Annotated in this window: 16 protein-coding genes; 4 read left to right on the forward strand and 12 right to left on the reverse strand. The window is 38.5% G+C overall.

What is annotated here, in order from left to right; translation table 11 throughout:
- Positions 1 to 180: 180 nt before the first annotated feature.
- The 5 genes from ytvI to moaA all read right to left on the reverse strand — a co-directional run bounded on the left by ytvI (position 181) and on the right by moaA (position 6,295).
- Positions 181 to 1,212, reverse strand: a complete 1,032-nt coding sequence (gene ytvI / locus NAG76_22645) for a sporulation integral membrane protein YtvI (protein URN94579.1) — start codon at positions 1,210 to 1,212, stop codon at positions 181 to 183.
- A 20-nt stretch (positions 1,213 to 1,232) separates the two neighbouring features.
- Positions 1,233 to 2,348 carry a radical SAM/CxCxxxxC motif protein YfkAB gene (yfkAB, locus tag NAG76_22650; GenBank protein ID URN94580.1) on the reverse strand — a complete coding sequence of 372 codons (1,116 nt, stop codon included), beginning with the start codon at positions 2,346 to 2,348 and terminating at the stop codon, positions 1,233 to 1,235.
- 229 nt (positions 2,349 to 2,577) lie between these two features.
- Positions 2,578 to 3,684, reverse strand: coding sequence for an HD-GYP domain-containing protein (locus tag NAG76_22655; GenBank protein ID URN94581.1), 1,107 nt, complete (start codon positions 3,682 to 3,684; stop codon positions 2,578 to 2,580).
- Positions 3,685 to 3,815: 131 nt separating this feature from the next.
- Positions 3,816 to 5,252, reverse strand: coding sequence for a bifunctional metallophosphatase/5'-nucleotidase (locus NAG76_22660; protein ID URN94582.1), 1,437 nt, complete (start codon positions 5,250 to 5,252; stop codon positions 3,816 to 3,818).
- 41 nt (positions 5,253 to 5,293) lie between these two features.
- On the reverse strand, positions 5,294 to 6,295 hold the full coding sequence (gene moaA, locus NAG76_22665) for a GTP 3',8-cyclase MoaA (protein ID URN94583.1): 1,002 nt from the start codon (positions 6,293 to 6,295) through the stop codon (positions 5,294 to 5,296).
- A 167-nt stretch (positions 6,296 to 6,462) separates the two neighbouring features.
- On the opposite strand from moaA, the gene NAG76_22670 reads away from it, so the two are divergent.
- The 4 genes from NAG76_22670 to NAG76_22685 all read left to right on the forward strand — a co-directional run bounded on the left by NAG76_22670 (position 6,463) and on the right by NAG76_22685 (position 11,118).
- Positions 6,463 to 7,203 carry a molybdenum cofactor biosynthesis protein MoaE gene (locus tag NAG76_22670; protein ID URN94584.1) on the forward strand — a complete coding sequence of 247 codons (741 nt, stop codon included), beginning with the start codon at positions 6,463 to 6,465 and terminating at the stop codon, positions 7,201 to 7,203.
- A gap of 40 nt (positions 7,204 to 7,243) precedes the next feature.
- Positions 7,244 to 8,296: a ThiF family adenylyltransferase gene (locus NAG76_22675; GenBank protein URN94585.1), complete on the forward strand. Its 1,053-nt coding sequence runs from the start codon at positions 7,244 to 7,246 to the stop codon at positions 8,294 to 8,296.
- A gap of 133 nt (positions 8,297 to 8,429) precedes the next feature.
- Positions 8,430 to 9,509 carry an HD-GYP domain-containing protein gene (locus NAG76_22680; GenBank protein URN94586.1) on the forward strand — a complete coding sequence of 360 codons (1,080 nt, stop codon included), beginning with the start codon at positions 8,430 to 8,432 and terminating at the stop codon, positions 9,507 to 9,509.
- Positions 9,510 to 9,726: 217 nt separating this feature from the next.
- On the forward strand, positions 9,727 to 11,118 hold the full coding sequence (locus NAG76_22685) for an amino acid permease (GenBank protein ID URN94587.1): 1,392 nt from the start codon (positions 9,727 to 9,729) through the stop codon (positions 11,116 to 11,118).
- Between the two features lie 65 nt (positions 11,119 to 11,183).
- Here NAG76_22685 and NAG76_22690 read toward each other — a convergent pair whose 3' ends face one another.
- The 7 genes from NAG76_22690 to NAG76_22720 form a co-directional block, all read right to left on the reverse strand.
- The gene (locus tag NAG76_22690) at positions 11,184 to 11,741 is read right to left on the reverse strand and encodes a hypothetical protein (GenBank protein URN94588.1); all 558 of its coding nucleotides are present in this window, start codon (positions 11,739 to 11,741) and stop codon (positions 11,184 to 11,186) included.
- A 186-nt stretch (positions 11,742 to 11,927) separates the two neighbouring features.
- Positions 11,928 to 13,028 carry an ATP-binding protein gene (locus NAG76_22695; GenBank protein ID URN94589.1) on the reverse strand — a complete coding sequence of 367 codons (1,101 nt, stop codon included), beginning with the start codon at positions 13,026 to 13,028 and terminating at the stop codon, positions 11,928 to 11,930.
- Positions 13,018 to 13,707: a response regulator transcription factor gene (locus tag NAG76_22700; GenBank protein URN94590.1), complete on the reverse strand. Its 690-nt coding sequence runs from the start codon at positions 13,705 to 13,707 to the stop codon at positions 13,018 to 13,020. Before NAG76_22700 ends, NAG76_22695 begins: the two co-directional genes overlap by 11 nt.
- 13 nt (positions 13,708 to 13,720) lie before the next feature.
- The gene (locus NAG76_22705; protein ID URN94591.1) at positions 13,721 to 14,602 is read right to left on the reverse strand and encodes a D-alanyl-D-alanine carboxypeptidase; all 882 of its coding nucleotides are present in this window, start codon (positions 14,600 to 14,602) and stop codon (positions 13,721 to 13,723) included.
- A 71-nt stretch (positions 14,603 to 14,673) separates the two neighbouring features.
- A complete protein-coding gene (alr, locus tag NAG76_22710) occupies positions 14,674 to 15,855 on the reverse strand; it encodes an alanine racemase (GenBank protein URN94592.1) in 1,182 nt (393 codons plus the stop codon).
- Positions 15,824 to 16,849 carry an acyltransferase family protein gene (locus tag NAG76_22715; GenBank protein ID URN94593.1) on the reverse strand — a complete coding sequence of 342 codons (1,026 nt, stop codon included), beginning with the start codon at positions 16,847 to 16,849 and terminating at the stop codon, positions 15,824 to 15,826. The genes alr and NAG76_22715 overlap by 32 nt, the downstream gene beginning before the upstream one ends.
- A 6-nt stretch (positions 16,850 to 16,855) precedes the next feature.
- Complete coding sequence (locus tag NAG76_22720) at positions 16,856 to 17,911, reverse strand: D-alanine--D-alanine ligase (protein URN94594.1); 1,056 nt, start codon at positions 17,909 to 17,911, stop codon at positions 16,856 to 16,858.
- Between the last annotated feature and the right edge of the window lie 71 nt (positions 17,912 to 17,982).

The following is a 17,982-nucleotide window of genomic DNA, read 5'->3' on the forward strand; positions in this document are numbered from 1 at the left end:
TGGGAAGTCCGGTACGCGTGTACCAAACATGTACACTTGCGTTTCCTCCTTCCTCAAGTAGCACTCCATCTTCTCGGTTCTGAAAGCCTGCTTTTTGAACCTTTATTGAAAGAGTTGTTCAAAAAACAGACTTTGATAACGATGTAACGCGCTGTAGCTTATTCGACATCGAATATGTAATTACAGTTTAATCGAAGACGGAATGATACCTGCCTTTTTACATGCGGAGTAAATAATGACAACTAGTGGCCCGAGGAAAACACCAATTACACCTACAAGTTCCAATCCCACATATAAACTTATCAGAACAGATAACGCTCCTATCCCTACTGCATCACCTAAAATTTTCGGTTCAACAGTACGTCTGAATACTGTAATTACTACGAATAGTAATACTAAACCAATAGATGTGAAAATATCGCCAACGAATAAACAGTATATTGCCCAAGGCACAAGTACAGAACCCGTCCCAAGAATCGGTAAAATATCTACAATAATAATAAGTAATGCAATGGCTAGTGGATATTTTATATCGAGAATTAATAATCCTACTAGTGAGATCACGTAAGTCATTGCACTTAAAATAATTTGAGAACGTAAAAACCCAAAGATGGATACTTTCAAACTGTCTAATACTGTCGTTACTTTATCGTGAGAATCTTCATGGAAAAATGAAATGACGGATTGTTTCAATGTGTTAAGACTGAAACTTAACATGTATACAGCAACAATGAACACGATAAAGAAAACAAACATACTTGGCAATGCTGAAAGTGCTGATCCTAATTTGCCAGATAGGCCCATCGCTGCTTTTGTTAGCCAATCGATAATCGTTGTCATATACTTTTCTATATTTTCAACTACTTCTGGCGGTAAATTTTCGTATGATTTTCTTAATTGAACTAACACGTCATCAGTAATACCACTTAAGTTTGAGAAATAACGTGGTAATTTCTCAACGAAAGCAATAACTTCATTTAGCACTTTAAGTCCAATGAGAAACATTGATCCAAGTAATCCGATTGTAAATAATGTACAGGAAATAATCGCCGCCACTAGTCTTGGCATATGAAGCTTTGTCATAAATAATTTATTTAGTGGCTCCAAAAAGATTGCCACAACCAGCGCTAACAGAAACGGAGCACCTACAGTAAACGATAAATAGAGCAAACCGAGAGCAACTGCAATTGAAAGCATCGCACGAACTGACAAAGTATCACTTCCTCACCTAATTAATCAATTATTGCCTTACGAAGTAGGAAATTATCCTCCTTATAGTACATATCTTTCACTAACAGGTTAGGACCGCTGCATGAAACAGCAGGACAATGACAATTCACACTCTTAGCTAAAGGGTGCTCTAGCCATTGATCAAAGATATGTTCAAGAGGCTCCTTGTATATGCTTCCGAACGAAGGAACATCAGAAAAATCTGTTACGAATACTTCACCTGTAAATAAGTTCACGTTCAATCTATTTCGACCATCTGGATCATTACGAACTGACACATTAGGCTCGTGGCTAAGACGAGTTAGTAATTGTCTTTCCTCTGCAAGATTACTACAATGATAAAATGGTAATGTTCCGAAAAGCATCCAAATTGATTTATTCCTTGTATTAAGTAGTAACTCAATAGCCTTACGCATCTCATCTTTCGTAATCGCTGGTAAATCTTTAGCGAATGAGCTTGGATACATCGGATGAACTTCATGACGTTGACAACCCATCTCAACAATTAATTCATGGATACGATCTATTTTCTCATGAGTACGATAATTAATCATCGATTCTGCTGATACTAGTACACCAGCATCAGATAAACGTTTAGCATTATCGATCATTTGATTGTAAAGCTTAGTTGCTGCCCCTAGCGGAACAGAGTGACCAGCTTTTGCAAAACCAACTTCATGAAAATCTTTTGCTTCCGTGTAATTAAATGAAATATGCATAACATCAAGAAATTGGGCTATTTTTTCATAACGCTGAAATGGGAGTGTTACATTCGAATTGATTTGTGAACGAATACCTCTACTTCTAGCATATTGAAGAAGTGGGACGATATATTCGTCTACTGTTTTCTGTGCAAACGTAGGCTCTCCACCTGTAATGCTAATTGTCTGAAGTTCTTTCACTTCATCAAGTCGTTTCAGCATAAGTTCCAATGGAATTTTCTCAGGCTCTTTCATTACTAAAGTATCGCCAACCGCGCAATGCTCACAACGCATATTGCAGAGATTGGTTACGGTCATCTCGACACTAGTAAGTCGATGTCTACCATATTTTTGTAACGAATGTATAGCCTCCCAGGGATCATTTGTCGGAGACATTGGTAATAGTAATTGATTCATTATTGTAATCGCACCTTAACCTTTTTTACTTTTCTATTCATATATATTGTAAGTGTCTAGTGATATAGAAGCAAACTCAATATGTAAATTTATTTTTTTCACTCTCAACAAGAAAACCGCCTTGTTAAGAGGCGGTCTTCGAGCATCCTATATTAAAATCTCATATTAACTAAACAAGAAATTAGTAATCTTTTTCGGAGGCTGAACCATCTCGTAAACTCTGTAATACTTATGTTTTAATAGAAATATCATCTTCATTAACTGCTATTATCATCGTACTCAAACTAGTAGACATATCGACTTCATATGGAACAGTAAGATCTTCTCCCGCTTCATTCATAAGAACACGGACGATGGGACGATGAGGATAGCTAGCGTTATAATTGGTTACTACGCCAAATACACCAGTACTAAGTTTCACCGATATTCCGATCGGATAGATTACTACTTTATCACGAAAATGTGCAAGCATCCACTGTTCATATAATGTTCCAGATCCTGCATATAGACGTTCCATTGCATCATGAGGGAGCATCGGGTTACTATATATTCTGCTAGTAGTCATCGCATCATATGAATCCACGATACCGATCCATTTTGCATGTTCTGAAATTTCATTACTAGATAAACCTCGAGGATAACCACTACCATCTAACCGTTCATGATGCTGGAAAGCGCAATGAGCAATAGAAAGCGGAAAATTCGGTTCATCTTTTAGAAGTTCAAATCCTTTTGTAGTATGAAGCTTCATCTCATCATATTCTTGTATCGTCAAAGAGTGGGGCTTCTTTAATATATCAATAGCAATTTGAGTTTTACCAATATCATGTAGTAATGCACCTAAGCCCAAATGAATAACTTCATCTCGAGAATAACCATGACTCATTCCTAATAATGTAGTGTACACACACACATTTAACGAATGCTGATACAAATAATGATCAACGATGCCCATGTTCATTAACATAATCATAGCATCTTTATTATCGGATAAATCGTCAATAATTAGACCCATCATTTCTTTAAGAGGTTTAGCGATAAATGGGCGACGAATTGGTTTATGTGAAGCAACAGGTGTCATCATGGCAGCAAAATTTTTCCGGATTTCTTTCACCGCAATACGAAATGTATCCTCACTTATTAATGGCGATTGATTAATATCTTCTGTCCGAGGATCTTTGATATATACGTATTGTACATTACATGCCTCCAAACGAGATATTAACCTTTCAGTCAGCTCCATCTCGTCGCCGAGAAGTACGATACCGTCCTCTGAAAATATCTTTTTTGCTAGCCTCATACCTGGCTTACATTGCTTTATCGTGAGAAGACGCATACTTCTAATCCCTTCTGTATAGAACTATACTTTATTTTACTCTTATTCAAAGAATTGCGACAACATATTTTTTAAGAATTCCATTTCTTCGATTACGATTACTATCTTTCCATTCACATTTGGCGTTAATTCTACACATAACTCCAGCGAAGATATTGACTTTGGACAATATTGTCAAAGTGCATTAATTCTATTTCAACGATATATCGAATAAACTCTGGCAAACAGTATATAACCTCTTCGTAATTAGCTAAACTTCTATATCCTATATCAAATGTAAACATATCAATCGTACCCACACTATAATACCGATCTAGTTCTAGAGGCATACCATTAACCTTGATAGAGATAATTTTCTCCATAGATGGATTGCTACGTTGCACCTGAATCTCTAAACCATCTACTGCAAGATTACCTAGTCGTTCACCACGAAAGCCATATCCTCTAATTGGTAACTGGATGTATTCATCGAGTACCGATTGCTCTAACGCTTCTTTAATATCTTTACCTAACAAGGTCATACGGCATGGATTAATAGGGGAAGGGCATATGCCATGAATTTCTCCTGCGGTCACTTCACCAACAGCCAAACCTGCTAATAATTGTCCAGAATTAACTAATCCAATCTCAGCATCGCACCATTTGCGTAATCCCATTGCTAATAGATTACTTAACGGGCTTTCTCTTTCAAGTGAAGTAGGTAGTGGTTGTGATAATATTGTTATTGGTCTTCGTAACACTTCTTTTGCATGCAAACCATATTGGGAGATGATAGTTGTGATGCTAGTATGTTCCTCATATGCAGCAGTAGCAATGCACTCACCATTAATTTTTAATTCGTTCGTCATAGTGTCTAATTGAATAGTAACTTTACCTACATGAGTTCCAAATTTGCCTGCCGCACATACAAGTGTATTGTTGATAACAATTGGAGGATCCAAAAGATGATGTGTATGAGCCCCCATTATCACATCTATGTTATTACATTTCTCAGCAATAACCTCATCGATCTTAATTCCCAAATGTGATAAAAGCACCACAATATCAACCTGATCTCGAATCAAAGCAACTTGAGTACTAATGGCTTGTAACGGGTCTTCTGTTTGCCAACCCATTTGTTCATAAAAACTATTGTAATTTGCTGTTGCAGCTACAATCCCAATTTTAATTCCGTTTCTTTCGATAATGGAGTGGGGTAACAACCAGCGAGGATCTTCACCCTCTAAATTATGAATATTGCTACAGACAACTTGAAAACTATTATTGCCACTATATACGGCGTCAAGTTGTTCCGCAGTAAAGGTTAGTCCTTCATTATTTCCAAGTGTGATGACATCATAACGTGTTTCATTCAATAGTTCACGATGTATATAGCCATCCGTTCCTTCTGTTTCCATTCTAGCTCGATCCATATGATCGCCTACGTCTACAGCTATTACGTTTTCCTCACCAAATTGTTTTCGTCCATTATTAATAATCGTTGCGATTTTGGCACTATTTTCAAGTCTGCTATGAATATCGTTACTATGATAGATCACGATCCGCTTTATTTGTATGTCTTTTTCCATCTCTATCACCCCACACTTCGCTTCGCATTACTCTCTTTATATTAGCCGCCGATTTGAGACATTCTGCGCTCCGTCGGTACATGAGTTTGAGTAATATCCAGTAACTTCTCCGCCATCTCATGATTTTGCGGCTTAATTTGCATCGCTTTATAATAAATATTGCGCATCTCATCACTGTTACCTAATGCAGATTTCATGTCTAGCTCATCCATCCAATATAGACAAGGCTTGATCAGACCATCTGAAGTTAATCGCAGTCTATTACAGTTTTTGCAAAAATGATCACTAATAGGATGAATAAGACCGAATGAGCCTATTCCTCCTGAAAACTCCCAGTTTTCAGACGGTCCATTACCTTGAATCTCATTCTTTACATTTATGTTATAGCCTTCTTTATGAGCTATATCTAATACGGTGGAAAGCGGCAAATAATGCTGTTTCCAACCTTCATCAGCATGCCCAATAGGCATATATTCAATAAAACGAACATGCAATGGTTGTTCATAAGCTAATTTGAGAAAATCAGCAATTTCATCCTCATTAATACCTTTAAGTAGGACACAATTCAATTTTATAGGTGAGAATCCAACCTTCGCTGCTACTTCAATTGCTGCTAACACTTTTTTCAAGTCACCATTTCTTGCAATAAATCGAAATCGTGTTGGATCAAGTGTATCCAAACTTATATTAACCCGATTCAAACCAGCTTTTCGTAATTTTTCAGCCTGAGATTCAAGGTATATGCCATTAGTCGTTAATGCAATATCCTCGATCTGAGGAATGGCTGAAAGTCGACCAATTAATTCGTGTAAATTAGGTCGAAGTAATGGTTCTCCACCAGTTATTCTTAATTTTTTTATGCCTAAGGATGCTCCAACTTTAACAATTTCAACGATATCATCATAAGAAAGTAAAGTTTCAGAAGCAGCAAACTGCACACCTTCTTCAGGCATACAGTACAAGCAACGTAAATTACAACGATCTGTAACTGAAATGCGCAAATAATCGTGTAATCTTCCGTATCGGTCCTCAAGTAATTGCATGCTGACACTTCCCTTCACTACTGCTTATAGCATAACATTTTTAAATCGATTATGGTATGCTATTAGCTGTAGTTCAAAAAGCAGACTTTGATAACTTGATTCTGAAAGCCCACTTTTTGAACACGTTTTAATACTATTGTACATTATGAAATAAAGTAGGTAATAATATGACATATCAATGGAAATTCAAGCTTTTTGCAGGTTTAACTGAACGCTTCGGAAGCGCTGTTCTCGAGGTCTCTCTCGAGCAACCTTCTTATACAACATTACAATTGAAACAACAACTTTGTGAAGCTTTCCCACAGCAAGCTGCTTCACTTGCAAACTGTTATATAGCTGCTAATATGCAGTATTGCATCGATGAACAAATTATTAATCTGGAGCAAGAACTAGCTCTCCTTCCTCCTGTGTCTGGCGGAGAGCGGGGAGATCATCCAGAGCCACAAGTCAAAGCTAACCTTTCAAAATTTGTAATTACAAATGAAGCAATTAATACCGAGTCAGTGATGAATAAGGTCATTACTCCAGCTTACGGAGCAACTCTACTCTTCGTTGGGACAACCCGAGAATTTACCGGAGACATGAGAACGATAAGTTTAGATTACGAATGTTACGAGCCAATGGCGATCGCTACGATGCAACAAATTGGTCAAGAAATTGCTGAACGTTGGCATGGGGCAGATTGCGCGATTACTCATCGTATTGGTTCTGTTGGGTTAGCTGAGATTAGTGTTGTAATCGCAGTCGCAACTGCACATCGTGATGATTGTTATGAAGCAAGTCGGTATGCTATCGAAAGATTAAAGCAAATCGTACCGATATGGAAGAAAGAGATATGGGAAGATGGCTCCGAATGGAAGGGGCATCAGCAAGGACCATGGAAACCTACAGCAAGTCTACATCAATAATTAATTATATGATCTCAAATCCATATTAGGAGTAATCAAATTGACTGACCAGGTAATAATAGATAACTTATCACGTTATTCTAAGCAATTAAAAATTTCACATATAGGCGCAACTGGCCAAACAGAATTACACAAAGCAAGATGTGCAATCGTTGGTTTAGGTGCGCTAGGTTCCGTTATCGCCGAGCAGCTAGCACGAGCTGGAATCGGCTATTTGCGTTTAATTGATCGTGATTTTGTAGAATTTAGTAATTTACAACGACAAATTATGTATACAGAGGAGGATGCAATACAGTTTTCCCCTAAGGCTACAGCTGCAGCTCGGCATTTACAAGCTATCAACTCAAACATAGAAATTGTGCCGGTTATCGCTGATCTTTCTGCTATTAACATTGGAGAGTATCTTGATCAGATCGACATCATTATTGATGGTAGCGATAATTTTTCTGTCCGTTATCTTATTAATGAATATTCAATTGCGCATGAAATCCCGTGGGTATACGGAGCAGTGGTTGGTACGAGTGGTTCTACTGCTACATTTATACCTAAGAAGACACCTTGTTATCGATGCTTATTTCCAGAAAAACCTGCATTAGGTACAGTCGAGACTTGTGATACTGCCGGAGTACTAAGTCCAATCGTACATATGATAGCCTCAATTCAGGTGACAGAAGTTATCAAATTCTGTAGTCATAATAGTTCCTTCCTCCATCAATCACTACTACAGTTAGATTGCTGGACTAATGATCAATTAAAATTAAATATCGCACATGCTCGAAAAACTGATTGCCCAGTTTGTGTTCAGCAACACTTTGAAAATCTACTGCATGATGAGCCTAATGTGTTCAGCTCCACATTATGTGGTAGAAATGCTGTTCAAGTAACTCTTCCCGCTTCAACGAATATTACATTAGATCAACTAGAAGTTTATTATAATACCCATTACAAACTAAAGCGAAATACTTACTTACTTAAATTATTTTACGATGAGAAACATACGATTATATTCTTTCCTGATGGCCGTGCAATCGTACAAGGAACAGATGATATTGCAAGAGCAGAAGCAATAATCGCCCATATTGTTCAAATATAGTTACTACTGTTAGATACTTAAAATTTATTTCATTGAAAGCCATTACAAATTTTGATAATATTGGACTTGTAACGGAATTGTTAATTACATAAATATTATTGATAGGCTTGTACATATTTTAATGAGGTGGATTATGAGAATTCATGTAACAGACATTGTAGACGGCGATGTTCTGAAAGACGATGTGTTTAACAACTATGGACTTCACATACTATCAAAAAAAACGGTCCTTTATTCTGCTGAAATAAGTAAACTAATGCAGCATCAAATTGATTATATAGACATATTAGATAAGAGCGGTATTATTACAAATAGTCTTGAAGACTTTGATCAACTAGAAAGAACGCTTGAATCTACTGTTACACCTAAGTGGGTCCCTCAAGTAAAACCTATCTATGATGCGGTAGTTACTAATATTCAAGAATTATTCCATATCGCTAGAACAGAGAATTCGATTGATACAGAGGCTGCTGCAGCTACTTTTAATCCACTACTTCAAAATTTACATTTAGAACGTGATGTCGTTTCATTATTACTACTACTTAATAATCAAGACAGCTATACATACCAACATTCCGTTCAAGTTGGAATGCTTACCTATTATTTAGCTAATTGGATGGGATTGTCCAAAGAAGAGGCTACAACAGCAGGAAATGCAGGGTTCTTACATGATATCGGAAAATGTAAACTTGATGAATCCGTACTTAATAAGCCTGGAAAATTGACTCCCGAGGAATTTGAGGAGATCAAACGTCACACAGTATACGGTTATGAAATTATTATTAACTCACACGCTGATAAGGAATTAGCTATCGGTGCCTTACAACATCATGAGCGAATTAATGGGACTGGTTATCCTCATGGTGTTAAAGGTCAAGAAATCTCACAAATTGGGCGAATTATCGCTGTGGCAGATATTTATAGCGCAATGATTTCCTCACGTGTTTATCAAAAAGAACGAGATCTATTATTCGTACTGAAAGAGTTATATCGTCTTAGCTTCTCGGAGTTAGATCCTGTCATCACTCAAACTTTTATTCAACATATGATTCCTAACTTTATTGGAAAAAGAATTAATTTGAATGATGGTCGTTCAGGAACAATTATAATGACTCATCCAACTGAGTTTTTCAGTCCACTTATTAAAGTAGGTCATGAATTTATTGACTTAACATCGGAACGAACGTTAGAAATTACTCATGTTTACTTCTAATATTTTTTTGAACTTATAATAGTAAATTTCTCCTTTATAGGGAAATATATAATATAAAAGGATGTCTCTTTTTAAAAATGAGACATCCTTTTTGTTTGTTATTTTTCTAAATTTTTCATAGATCTCCATATTATTTTGAAAGTTACTCACAATATTTGATATTTAGTAAGTAACAGTATAAAATTTCTACATATGTTTAAAAAGATTGGGGTTTATTATGAGAAGTGTATGGTTCAGGAAAAAACCTGTTGGAGAATTATTAAACAACCACAATGGTGTTAAGCTATCAAAAACATTAGGACCATTTGATCTCATTATGCTTGGGGTTGGAGCCATTATTGGAACAGGTATATTCATTCTTCCTGGCACAGTAGCTGCCAGTCACTCTGGACCAGCAATTATCTATTCGTTTATTTTGGCTGCAATTGTCTGTGCATTCGCTGGAATGTGTTACTCAGAATTTGCATCAGCTATCCCTGTTGCTGGTAGTGCTTATACTTACGGATATGTTGTTTTTGGAGAATTAATTGCATGGTTAGTTGGATGGGCATTGCTATTAGAATATGGTCTAGCTGTGGCATCAGTCGCGACGGGTTGGTCATCTTATCTAAATTCATTACTAGCTGGGTTTAATCTCGCAATACCACATGCGATATCTGGCCCTTGGAATCCTTCCAATGGAACGTATATTAATATACCAGCGATCGCTATCGTGTTAGTTATTGCTCTGTTATTAACGATTGGTATTCGAGAGTCTACAAAAATTAATACGATAATGGTTTTTGTCAAAGTAGGAGTTATTCTCTTATTTATTGGCGTTGGTATCTTCTATGTGGAACCTGTAAATTGGCAACCATTTATGCCTTTCGGGGTAAGTGGTGTATTAACTGGTACATCACTTGTTATCTTTGCATATCTCGGATTTGACGCAGTCTCATCCGCTGCTGAGGAAGTGATAAATCCACGACGCAATATGCCGATTGGTATTATTGGGTCGTTAGTAATTTGCTCTTTACTTTATGTAACGGTTTCGCTTGTATTAACCGGTATTGTTCCATATACAAATCTTAATGTAACTGATCCTGTCAGCTTTGCGCTGCAAGTTATTCACCAAGATTGGGTCGCAGGTATTATTTCATTAGGTGCTGTTATTGGTATGATGACCGTCATTCTTGTTATGTTGTATGGTGGTACTAGAGTTCTATATGCTTTAGGACGAGATGGATTGCTGCCCAAAAGTATGTACGAGCTTAACAAAAAATATAAAACACCGATAAAAAACACTTGGATTTTCTCAATCCTTGTAGCTTTATGTGCTGGTTTCATTCCGTTATCTGAACTAGCTGAATTAGTAAGCACTGGAACGTTAGTCGCCTTTATTATTGTATCTATAGGCGTTATTTACTTAAGAAGAGATAAGAACATCCCTTCAGGTGGATTCAAAGTACCGCTCTTTCCATTTGTTCCGATCGCATCTTTCTTACTAAGTATATTTTTAATCTTCCAACTATCCGTTCATACATGGATTGCATGCGGTATTTGGTTTATCATCGGATTGCTAGTCTATATGTTCTACGGTAGTAAACATAGCCTAATGAATAAAAAATAAAAAATGGTGTCTCATGGTCTGCTTCCAGATTATAAGACATCATTTTTTTGTGCATAAAGACTAAATTATTCAATTTTGTTGAGATAACTACTAATCCTACTCTCAAGTCTACTACTTTCAATTTTAAAAGCTTTATCTATATCCCTTGGATGGAGCTCGATACCTCCGGAAGAACCAAACAGTATTAACTCAACTTCATCACCATTATCAAATGTCAATAATCCTGACCCACTGTAGCCATACATGGTAGGCTTTTCGAAAGGAGATAATTCAGCGTCGCGAATAAGTGCAATAATTTCGGTTAATTCGTCAGTAGTTAAATATATATTTTGATAGCTCTCAATTTTAATTTCACTCACTTCGCCAGCTTCTACTCGCTCTTGAAACTGCGCTGCCCATCGTCCTTGACTTCCACCTGTAAATAACGTGGCACAAGATGATACCACCATAATAAAACCAATCAACACTAAAATAACCCCGGAAATCCGATTCCAAGCAAGTACTGCATCACTAGGTTCTGCATCCCTTAGCTTCCATCCAATTGACAGATACCACGCTGTCTGAGGCGAGAAGAATGCCATTAATCCACCAATTAAAAATAATAACCCAATAAAACCATTCATTCTACCCCTCCTTTGACCACTCTTAGTGTTATACGCAAAAATTTTACAATTGTTTCAGTTCATCAGGTAGATAACAAAGTAGATTAAAACCCATAATACCAAAAAAAGCGAGTTTCCTCTTTCAGGAAATCGCTATAATTGTATTCATATTTGTTTTTAATATTGAAAAATCTCTTCATTCAATTCCTATTTTTGGAGGATCACGCGAAATGTCGTGCTTTCCAGCTCACTACGTACATGAATATTACCTTCATGAAGATCCATAATGCTTTTCGCAATCGCTAGCCCCAATCCTGAGCCACCTGAATAATCAGATCTAGATTTCTCTACTCTATAGAACCGTTCAAAAATATGAGGAAGATCAATCGTAGGGATTCCTTCTCCGTAATTGGTGATTTCTACGCACACCGCTTGTTCGGTAACTTGGAGATTGATATCAATATATTTACCTTCTTTGCCGTAGGTGATTGCATTTGCAATGATGTTCTCGAACACACGGACCAGCTTCCGTCCATCTGCCAGAACAATGGGATGACTCCCGTTATGATGTTGCCGACATTCCATTCCCGCTTGTTGGAGCTGCAGGCGGAACTGTACCTCAAGTTGATCGAGCATTTCCGCCAAGTTAATCGGCTCTTTATGCAACGTCATCCCCTTATTTTGCATTCGAGTAAATTCAAACAGGTCATTAATGAGTTCGTGCAGACGTTTTACTTTATCATGCAGAATTTGTGTGTAATACCTTAACTCCACCTCATCCCGATATTTATCTTCATTGATAAGATTGAGATAACCGATAATCGAGGTCAATGGTGTTCGTAAATCATGGGATACATTAGTTACGAGATCATTTTTGATCTTCTCAGCCATGCGTTCCTCTTCCATCGATTTCTGTGCCTGAACTACGATATTGTTAATATTTTTAGCGAGTGTACCTAACTCGTAATTGTCCACCACTTCAACTTGTTGATGGAAATTCCCTGTGGCAATATGCCGTACTTCCTCGATCATACGACGTATTCTAATGACAACATATCGTTTTTTCTCATGGCGATAGAAGAGTGCAAGACACAAACCAATCATGACTAATAAAAAAATGGGATAGATTAAACTTCTCGGAATTAATTGAAGTACCGAATCCACAATAAAAATAGTGATAGCGAACTCATCATAAGAATAAACTAAAACATTCACCATAACTACTGCAAAAATCATCGATAATACTATATACACAATAATTCTAAAGGCAGAGATATGACGAAGGACGGATATCAGATTAATTTTCAATTTTATAGCCAACCCCCCATACGGTCTGAATGAAGGTCTCTCCCGGTGCCACAGCTTCTATCTTGTCGCGTAGATTACTAATATGCACCATCACCGTTTTGTTCGATCCTCCCCCGAATTCATTCCACACACGCTCAAAAATTTCTTCTGAACTAAATACTCGTCCGCGATGACTTGCGAGCAAGTACAAAATATCGAATTCAAGTGACGTTAGCTTCACTATGGTACCGTCAACTAGTACGGTATGGCTCTCTTTATTAATTTCTAGCGATTGAACATAGATCGAGTTTCCTTTGGTCTCTACAGCTTGCTGATAATTCGCTCTACGCATCAGTGCCTTTACTCGTGCCGTTAATTCCAAGGGATTGAATGGCTTAATCATGTAATCATCTGCACCCGTCATTAAGCCAAGAATCTTGTCCATATCTTCTGCTTTCGCACTCAGCATCAGAATCGGAATGTCACTTGTCTTGCGCACCCGTCTGCACAATTCCATCCCGTCCATCTTAGGCATCATAATGTCAAGAATGAGTAAGTTTACCGACAGATTCTCCATCTTCTGTTGGGCCTCTTCGCCATCATGTGCTTTGAGAATGGTATAACCTTCATTGCGCAAATAGACTTCGATCAGTTCTGCGATTTCTTTATCATCGTCGACAATTAATATCGTTGTACTCATACCCACTACTCCTTTAACTCTTTGCTTTTACTATTATAGCACCGAGAGATGGAATGTAATCAGAGTCAAATCCCAAGGTGAATAACTTCTGTGTTTCGATAAATCGCGCATCTGACTTGCTCGTTCCCATTACGACAGATATTAGACGGCGACCCTCTCTGGATGCTGTGCCTGTGAAGCAGTACCCTGCTTTTTTCGTATATCCCGTCTTTAATCCGTCTAACCCTTCCATCGCTAAATCTGGTTTCAATAACATGTGATTCGTACTCTCAATCTGTTCACCGCTGAACTCCAATGTATACGTAGGTTGACTCGTCATTTCAAGCACACCAGGAAAATCTCGCAGCAACGCTTGTGCCAACTTAGCAAGGTCCTTAGCCGTCATTTGAGTAGCCCGATCTCCTTCAGTTAAACCCGTTGCATTAATAAAATTAGAATGTAGTAATCCAAGCTCTCTACCTTTTTCATTCATTCTGTCGGTAAAGTGTGCTTCCGACCCTGCTATATGTTCAGCTAGAGCCACTGCGGCATTATTCGCTGAAGGAATTAACATGGCTGCATATAAATCTTGCACTGTTACTCGATCCCCAGCACGCATCTGAATACGTACCCCTGCTGTTTTTTCTGCTTTAAGAGAAACTTGGACTTCATCCTCCCAGTTCAACAAACCTTGATGTAGTTGTTCTAACACCAAGTACTCGGTCATCATCTTCGACATGCTAGCAGCTGCGAGTGATACATCCGCATTTTTCTCATACAAGACTTCGCCTGTATAGGCATCTATTAACAAAGCTGCCTGGGCATGAATGAAAGGTTTTTCCATATGTTTTAATAATAGTATACTGAAAATGGCTGAAACAACAGATAATCTTGTCACGAATTTCGAATTCATCATTTATATTAGCTCCTATTTAACTTAATACAGTTAGTATAAAGAGCGAAATCTAAGAGAAGAGAAAGAAATAGTTAAGAATTTCTAAGGAAATGTTCAAACTTAACTAGCTCCTGTGTTTCTTGTGTTTGCTTCACCTGTTGAACATATTCGCGAGGAACACGTGCTGATATTCTACATAACAATTCATTCGTAATCGTACCGGCTAGTTCTGATAACGATGCAAGAGAAATGCTCTTTCCCTGATCCTCCCCCACGAGGATTACAGTATCACCAACTTGTACATCATCAATGTCAGTGACATCCACCATGAGCTGGTCCATACATACCTTGCCGACTAATTGGGCGTATTGCCCATTGATCAAAACACGAGCTCCTTTACCAGATACACTTCGCGGATAACCATCCCCGTATCCTATTGGAATGGTAGCAATCCGCATATCACGCTCTGCGGTAAAATCCCGTCCATACCCGATTTCAGCCCCTATAGAGACTTGTTTCACCATAGCTACCTTTGACTTCAACTCCATCGCCGGCTTCAACTCCAAATCACGCTGGATTTCCCCCGAAGGAACCCCGAACATTAGAACACCTGGACGAACCAAGTCGTAAGTATAATCACGATAATTCACGATCCCTGCACTATTCTGAGCATGTGTCATGCCAAATGGAAAATCTCGAAGTTGAAACAAGCAGGTATCAAAACGATCCACTTGCATCTGCGTGTAACGTCGATCTGCAAGATTCAATTGATCTGCGACCGAAAAATGTGTGAATACCCCTTTGATGATCATGCCTTGATACGCAAATATTTTCTTCATCGCATCCAGATCGTCATAAGAAAATCCAATTCGATGCATCCCCGTATCTATTTTAATGTGCACCTGAAAACGTAATTGATAATCAAGCCCATATTGATTAAGCATCTCTGCGTATTCAGGTGAAAAAACAGTCTGTGTAATCTTATATGCTGCGAGCTGTCCAAACCCTTCTGGAGGAGTTGCACCTAGAATGAGGATGTCCCCTATAATACCATAATGCCTTAACGCGATCGCTTCATCCAAATTGGATACCGCGAATCTTGTAACGCCTAATTCCACTAACAATTGAGCTATTCTACGATCTCCATGACCATAAGCATTCGACTTAATTACAGCCATAATCTGCGTATATGGAGGTAGGATCGATCGAATTTGTTCAATATTAAACGCAACATGATCCAGATTAATTTCGGCCCAAGCTCGTCGTAGCAACATTGCGTTTCCTCCTTAACCAAAGATGTGATAATGTGAATGATAGGGTTAGAGTCGCTGCAAAATAAATCAAGCTATCTGTCTTCAAAACTGGAATCAGATGTGAAATCGCTCTGACCGCGAGGATCACGGCGGGATGAATAAGATATAATAGCATGCTTACATCCGAAGTATATTTATAAAACGGTCTTTCTTGCATGTCTGTCTTCATAATCAGCAAAAATACTATCACAACCACCGGAACGAGAAACAAGTACATGCTGTCATGTCTTGGCCATTCCCAATTTCGCAGTATCGCCGCCTCGACGATCAAGCAACAAACGGATAGGACCAGACCAAATTTACAGAAGGACTGCGACAGCTTCATCCGCAGTGTTGACTGGGATAAAAATGCACCTAAAGCGACATACGGAAAACCGAAAAACAGTCCATTTCGACTGTATTCGAACAGAGTGAGATAGCTATCAATACTTTGTTGTAATATAGGAACCTGCGTTGCTAGTCCATAATAGGAATCTGCCAAAAGCCCGAACACATACAGTACGAGAGATATCCCTACAACCGCTGTTAGCGGCATCCATTTCTGCAAGTAATAGACGATGGAGATAGCAATCATTAGTGCTGGAAGAAACCATAAATGATAATAACTCCCGACAAAGACGAATTGCTTTCCGTATTGCAGCAGCCATTCCGCCGTAAATCCTGCCTTCATCCATGTATATCCATTCACTAATGTATATATCGCACTCCATACCAAATATAGGAACGCTATCTTCTTCAGATATTTAAATACTTGTGCTGTAGATCTTGTCTTTCCCCAAAAATAATACCCAGCAGCCATAAAGAAAAAGGGGACCGCTACCCGAGCGATCACCCTCGTCAGAATGAAGTTACCTGTGACGGAATAAGATTCTAACGGGTCTGTATGGATGCAGATCACCAACACCGCCATGACGAGCTTTGCAATATCGATTGCACGATCCCGCTTCTCTATCATCTCATGCTACTCCCTTGCTAACTCGATTAGTCGATCAATTAGATCGCTATATGAGATGCCCGCGGCCGCGATCATCGCAGGGTAACGGCTGGATGCCGTAAACCCTGGCATCGTATTAATCTCATTAAATAGTATCTCGCCCTCTGGCGTGATAAAGAAATCGACACGAGACATTCCCATACACCCTAGTATCCGATATACCTCCATACCACGCTGTCTTACCTCTTCCAATAACGCCAGACTTATTCTAGCAGGTACATGCTGCTTAATCTCTCCTAATAAATACTTATCATCATAATCCAGGAAATCCCGGCTAGGTTCGATTTCTCCAATTACACCGGTCGCAAGTTCTACATTCCCATAGACTGCACAGCCTACTTCAATCCCTCTTACTTCTTTTTCACATATTACTTTCCCATCAAATTTAAAGGCATGCTGAACTGCCTGATCCAACGATGTCGCATCATAAACCTTCGTAATACCTACCGATGAACCTGAGCTGGATGGCTTTACGAATATCGGATAACCAAAGCTCTTCTTAATTAACGAATCTATTCTCTTATCGTCATAAGTGTATTTCGTCACATAGAAATAATCCGTCGTCGCGATTCCCGCACTCTTCACAAGATCCTGAGCGAATACTTTGTCCATCGACACGGCGGATGATTTTGTATCACAACCTACATATGGAATTCCTGATAACTGCAACAACCCCTGTACGGTACCATCTTCTCCGTTCTTGCCATGTAAAACCGGGAACACGCAATCCACATGAATATGCTGATATCGCCCATCTTCTCCCAACAACATAATCCCTGGTTGACTTCGATCAACATTAAAAATTGCCGCACGGCATGACTCTACCTGATGCCAGCTATCATCTCGGATACGCTGGATGTCACCTACATAGTGGAGCCACTTCCCTTCCTCTGTAATACCGATGCACATTACTTCATACTTGTCGTAAGCTATATTGTCGATGACAGCTGCCGCAGACTGTAACGACACCTGATACTCCGTGGACATACCGCCAAAAAGGACAACAACCTTTAATCTATTCATCTTGATCTCTCCCATCTATTTATCTATCGCTAGTATAAAGAAGGGAAACTAAGAGAATAGAAAGAAATAGT

The sequence above is a fragment of the Candidatus Pristimantibacillus lignocellulolyticus genome (assembly GCA_023639215.1).
In the GTDB taxonomy this organism is placed as follows: domain Bacteria; phylum Bacillota; class Bacilli; order Paenibacillales; family Paenibacillaceae; genus Pristimantibacillus; species Pristimantibacillus lignocellulolyticus.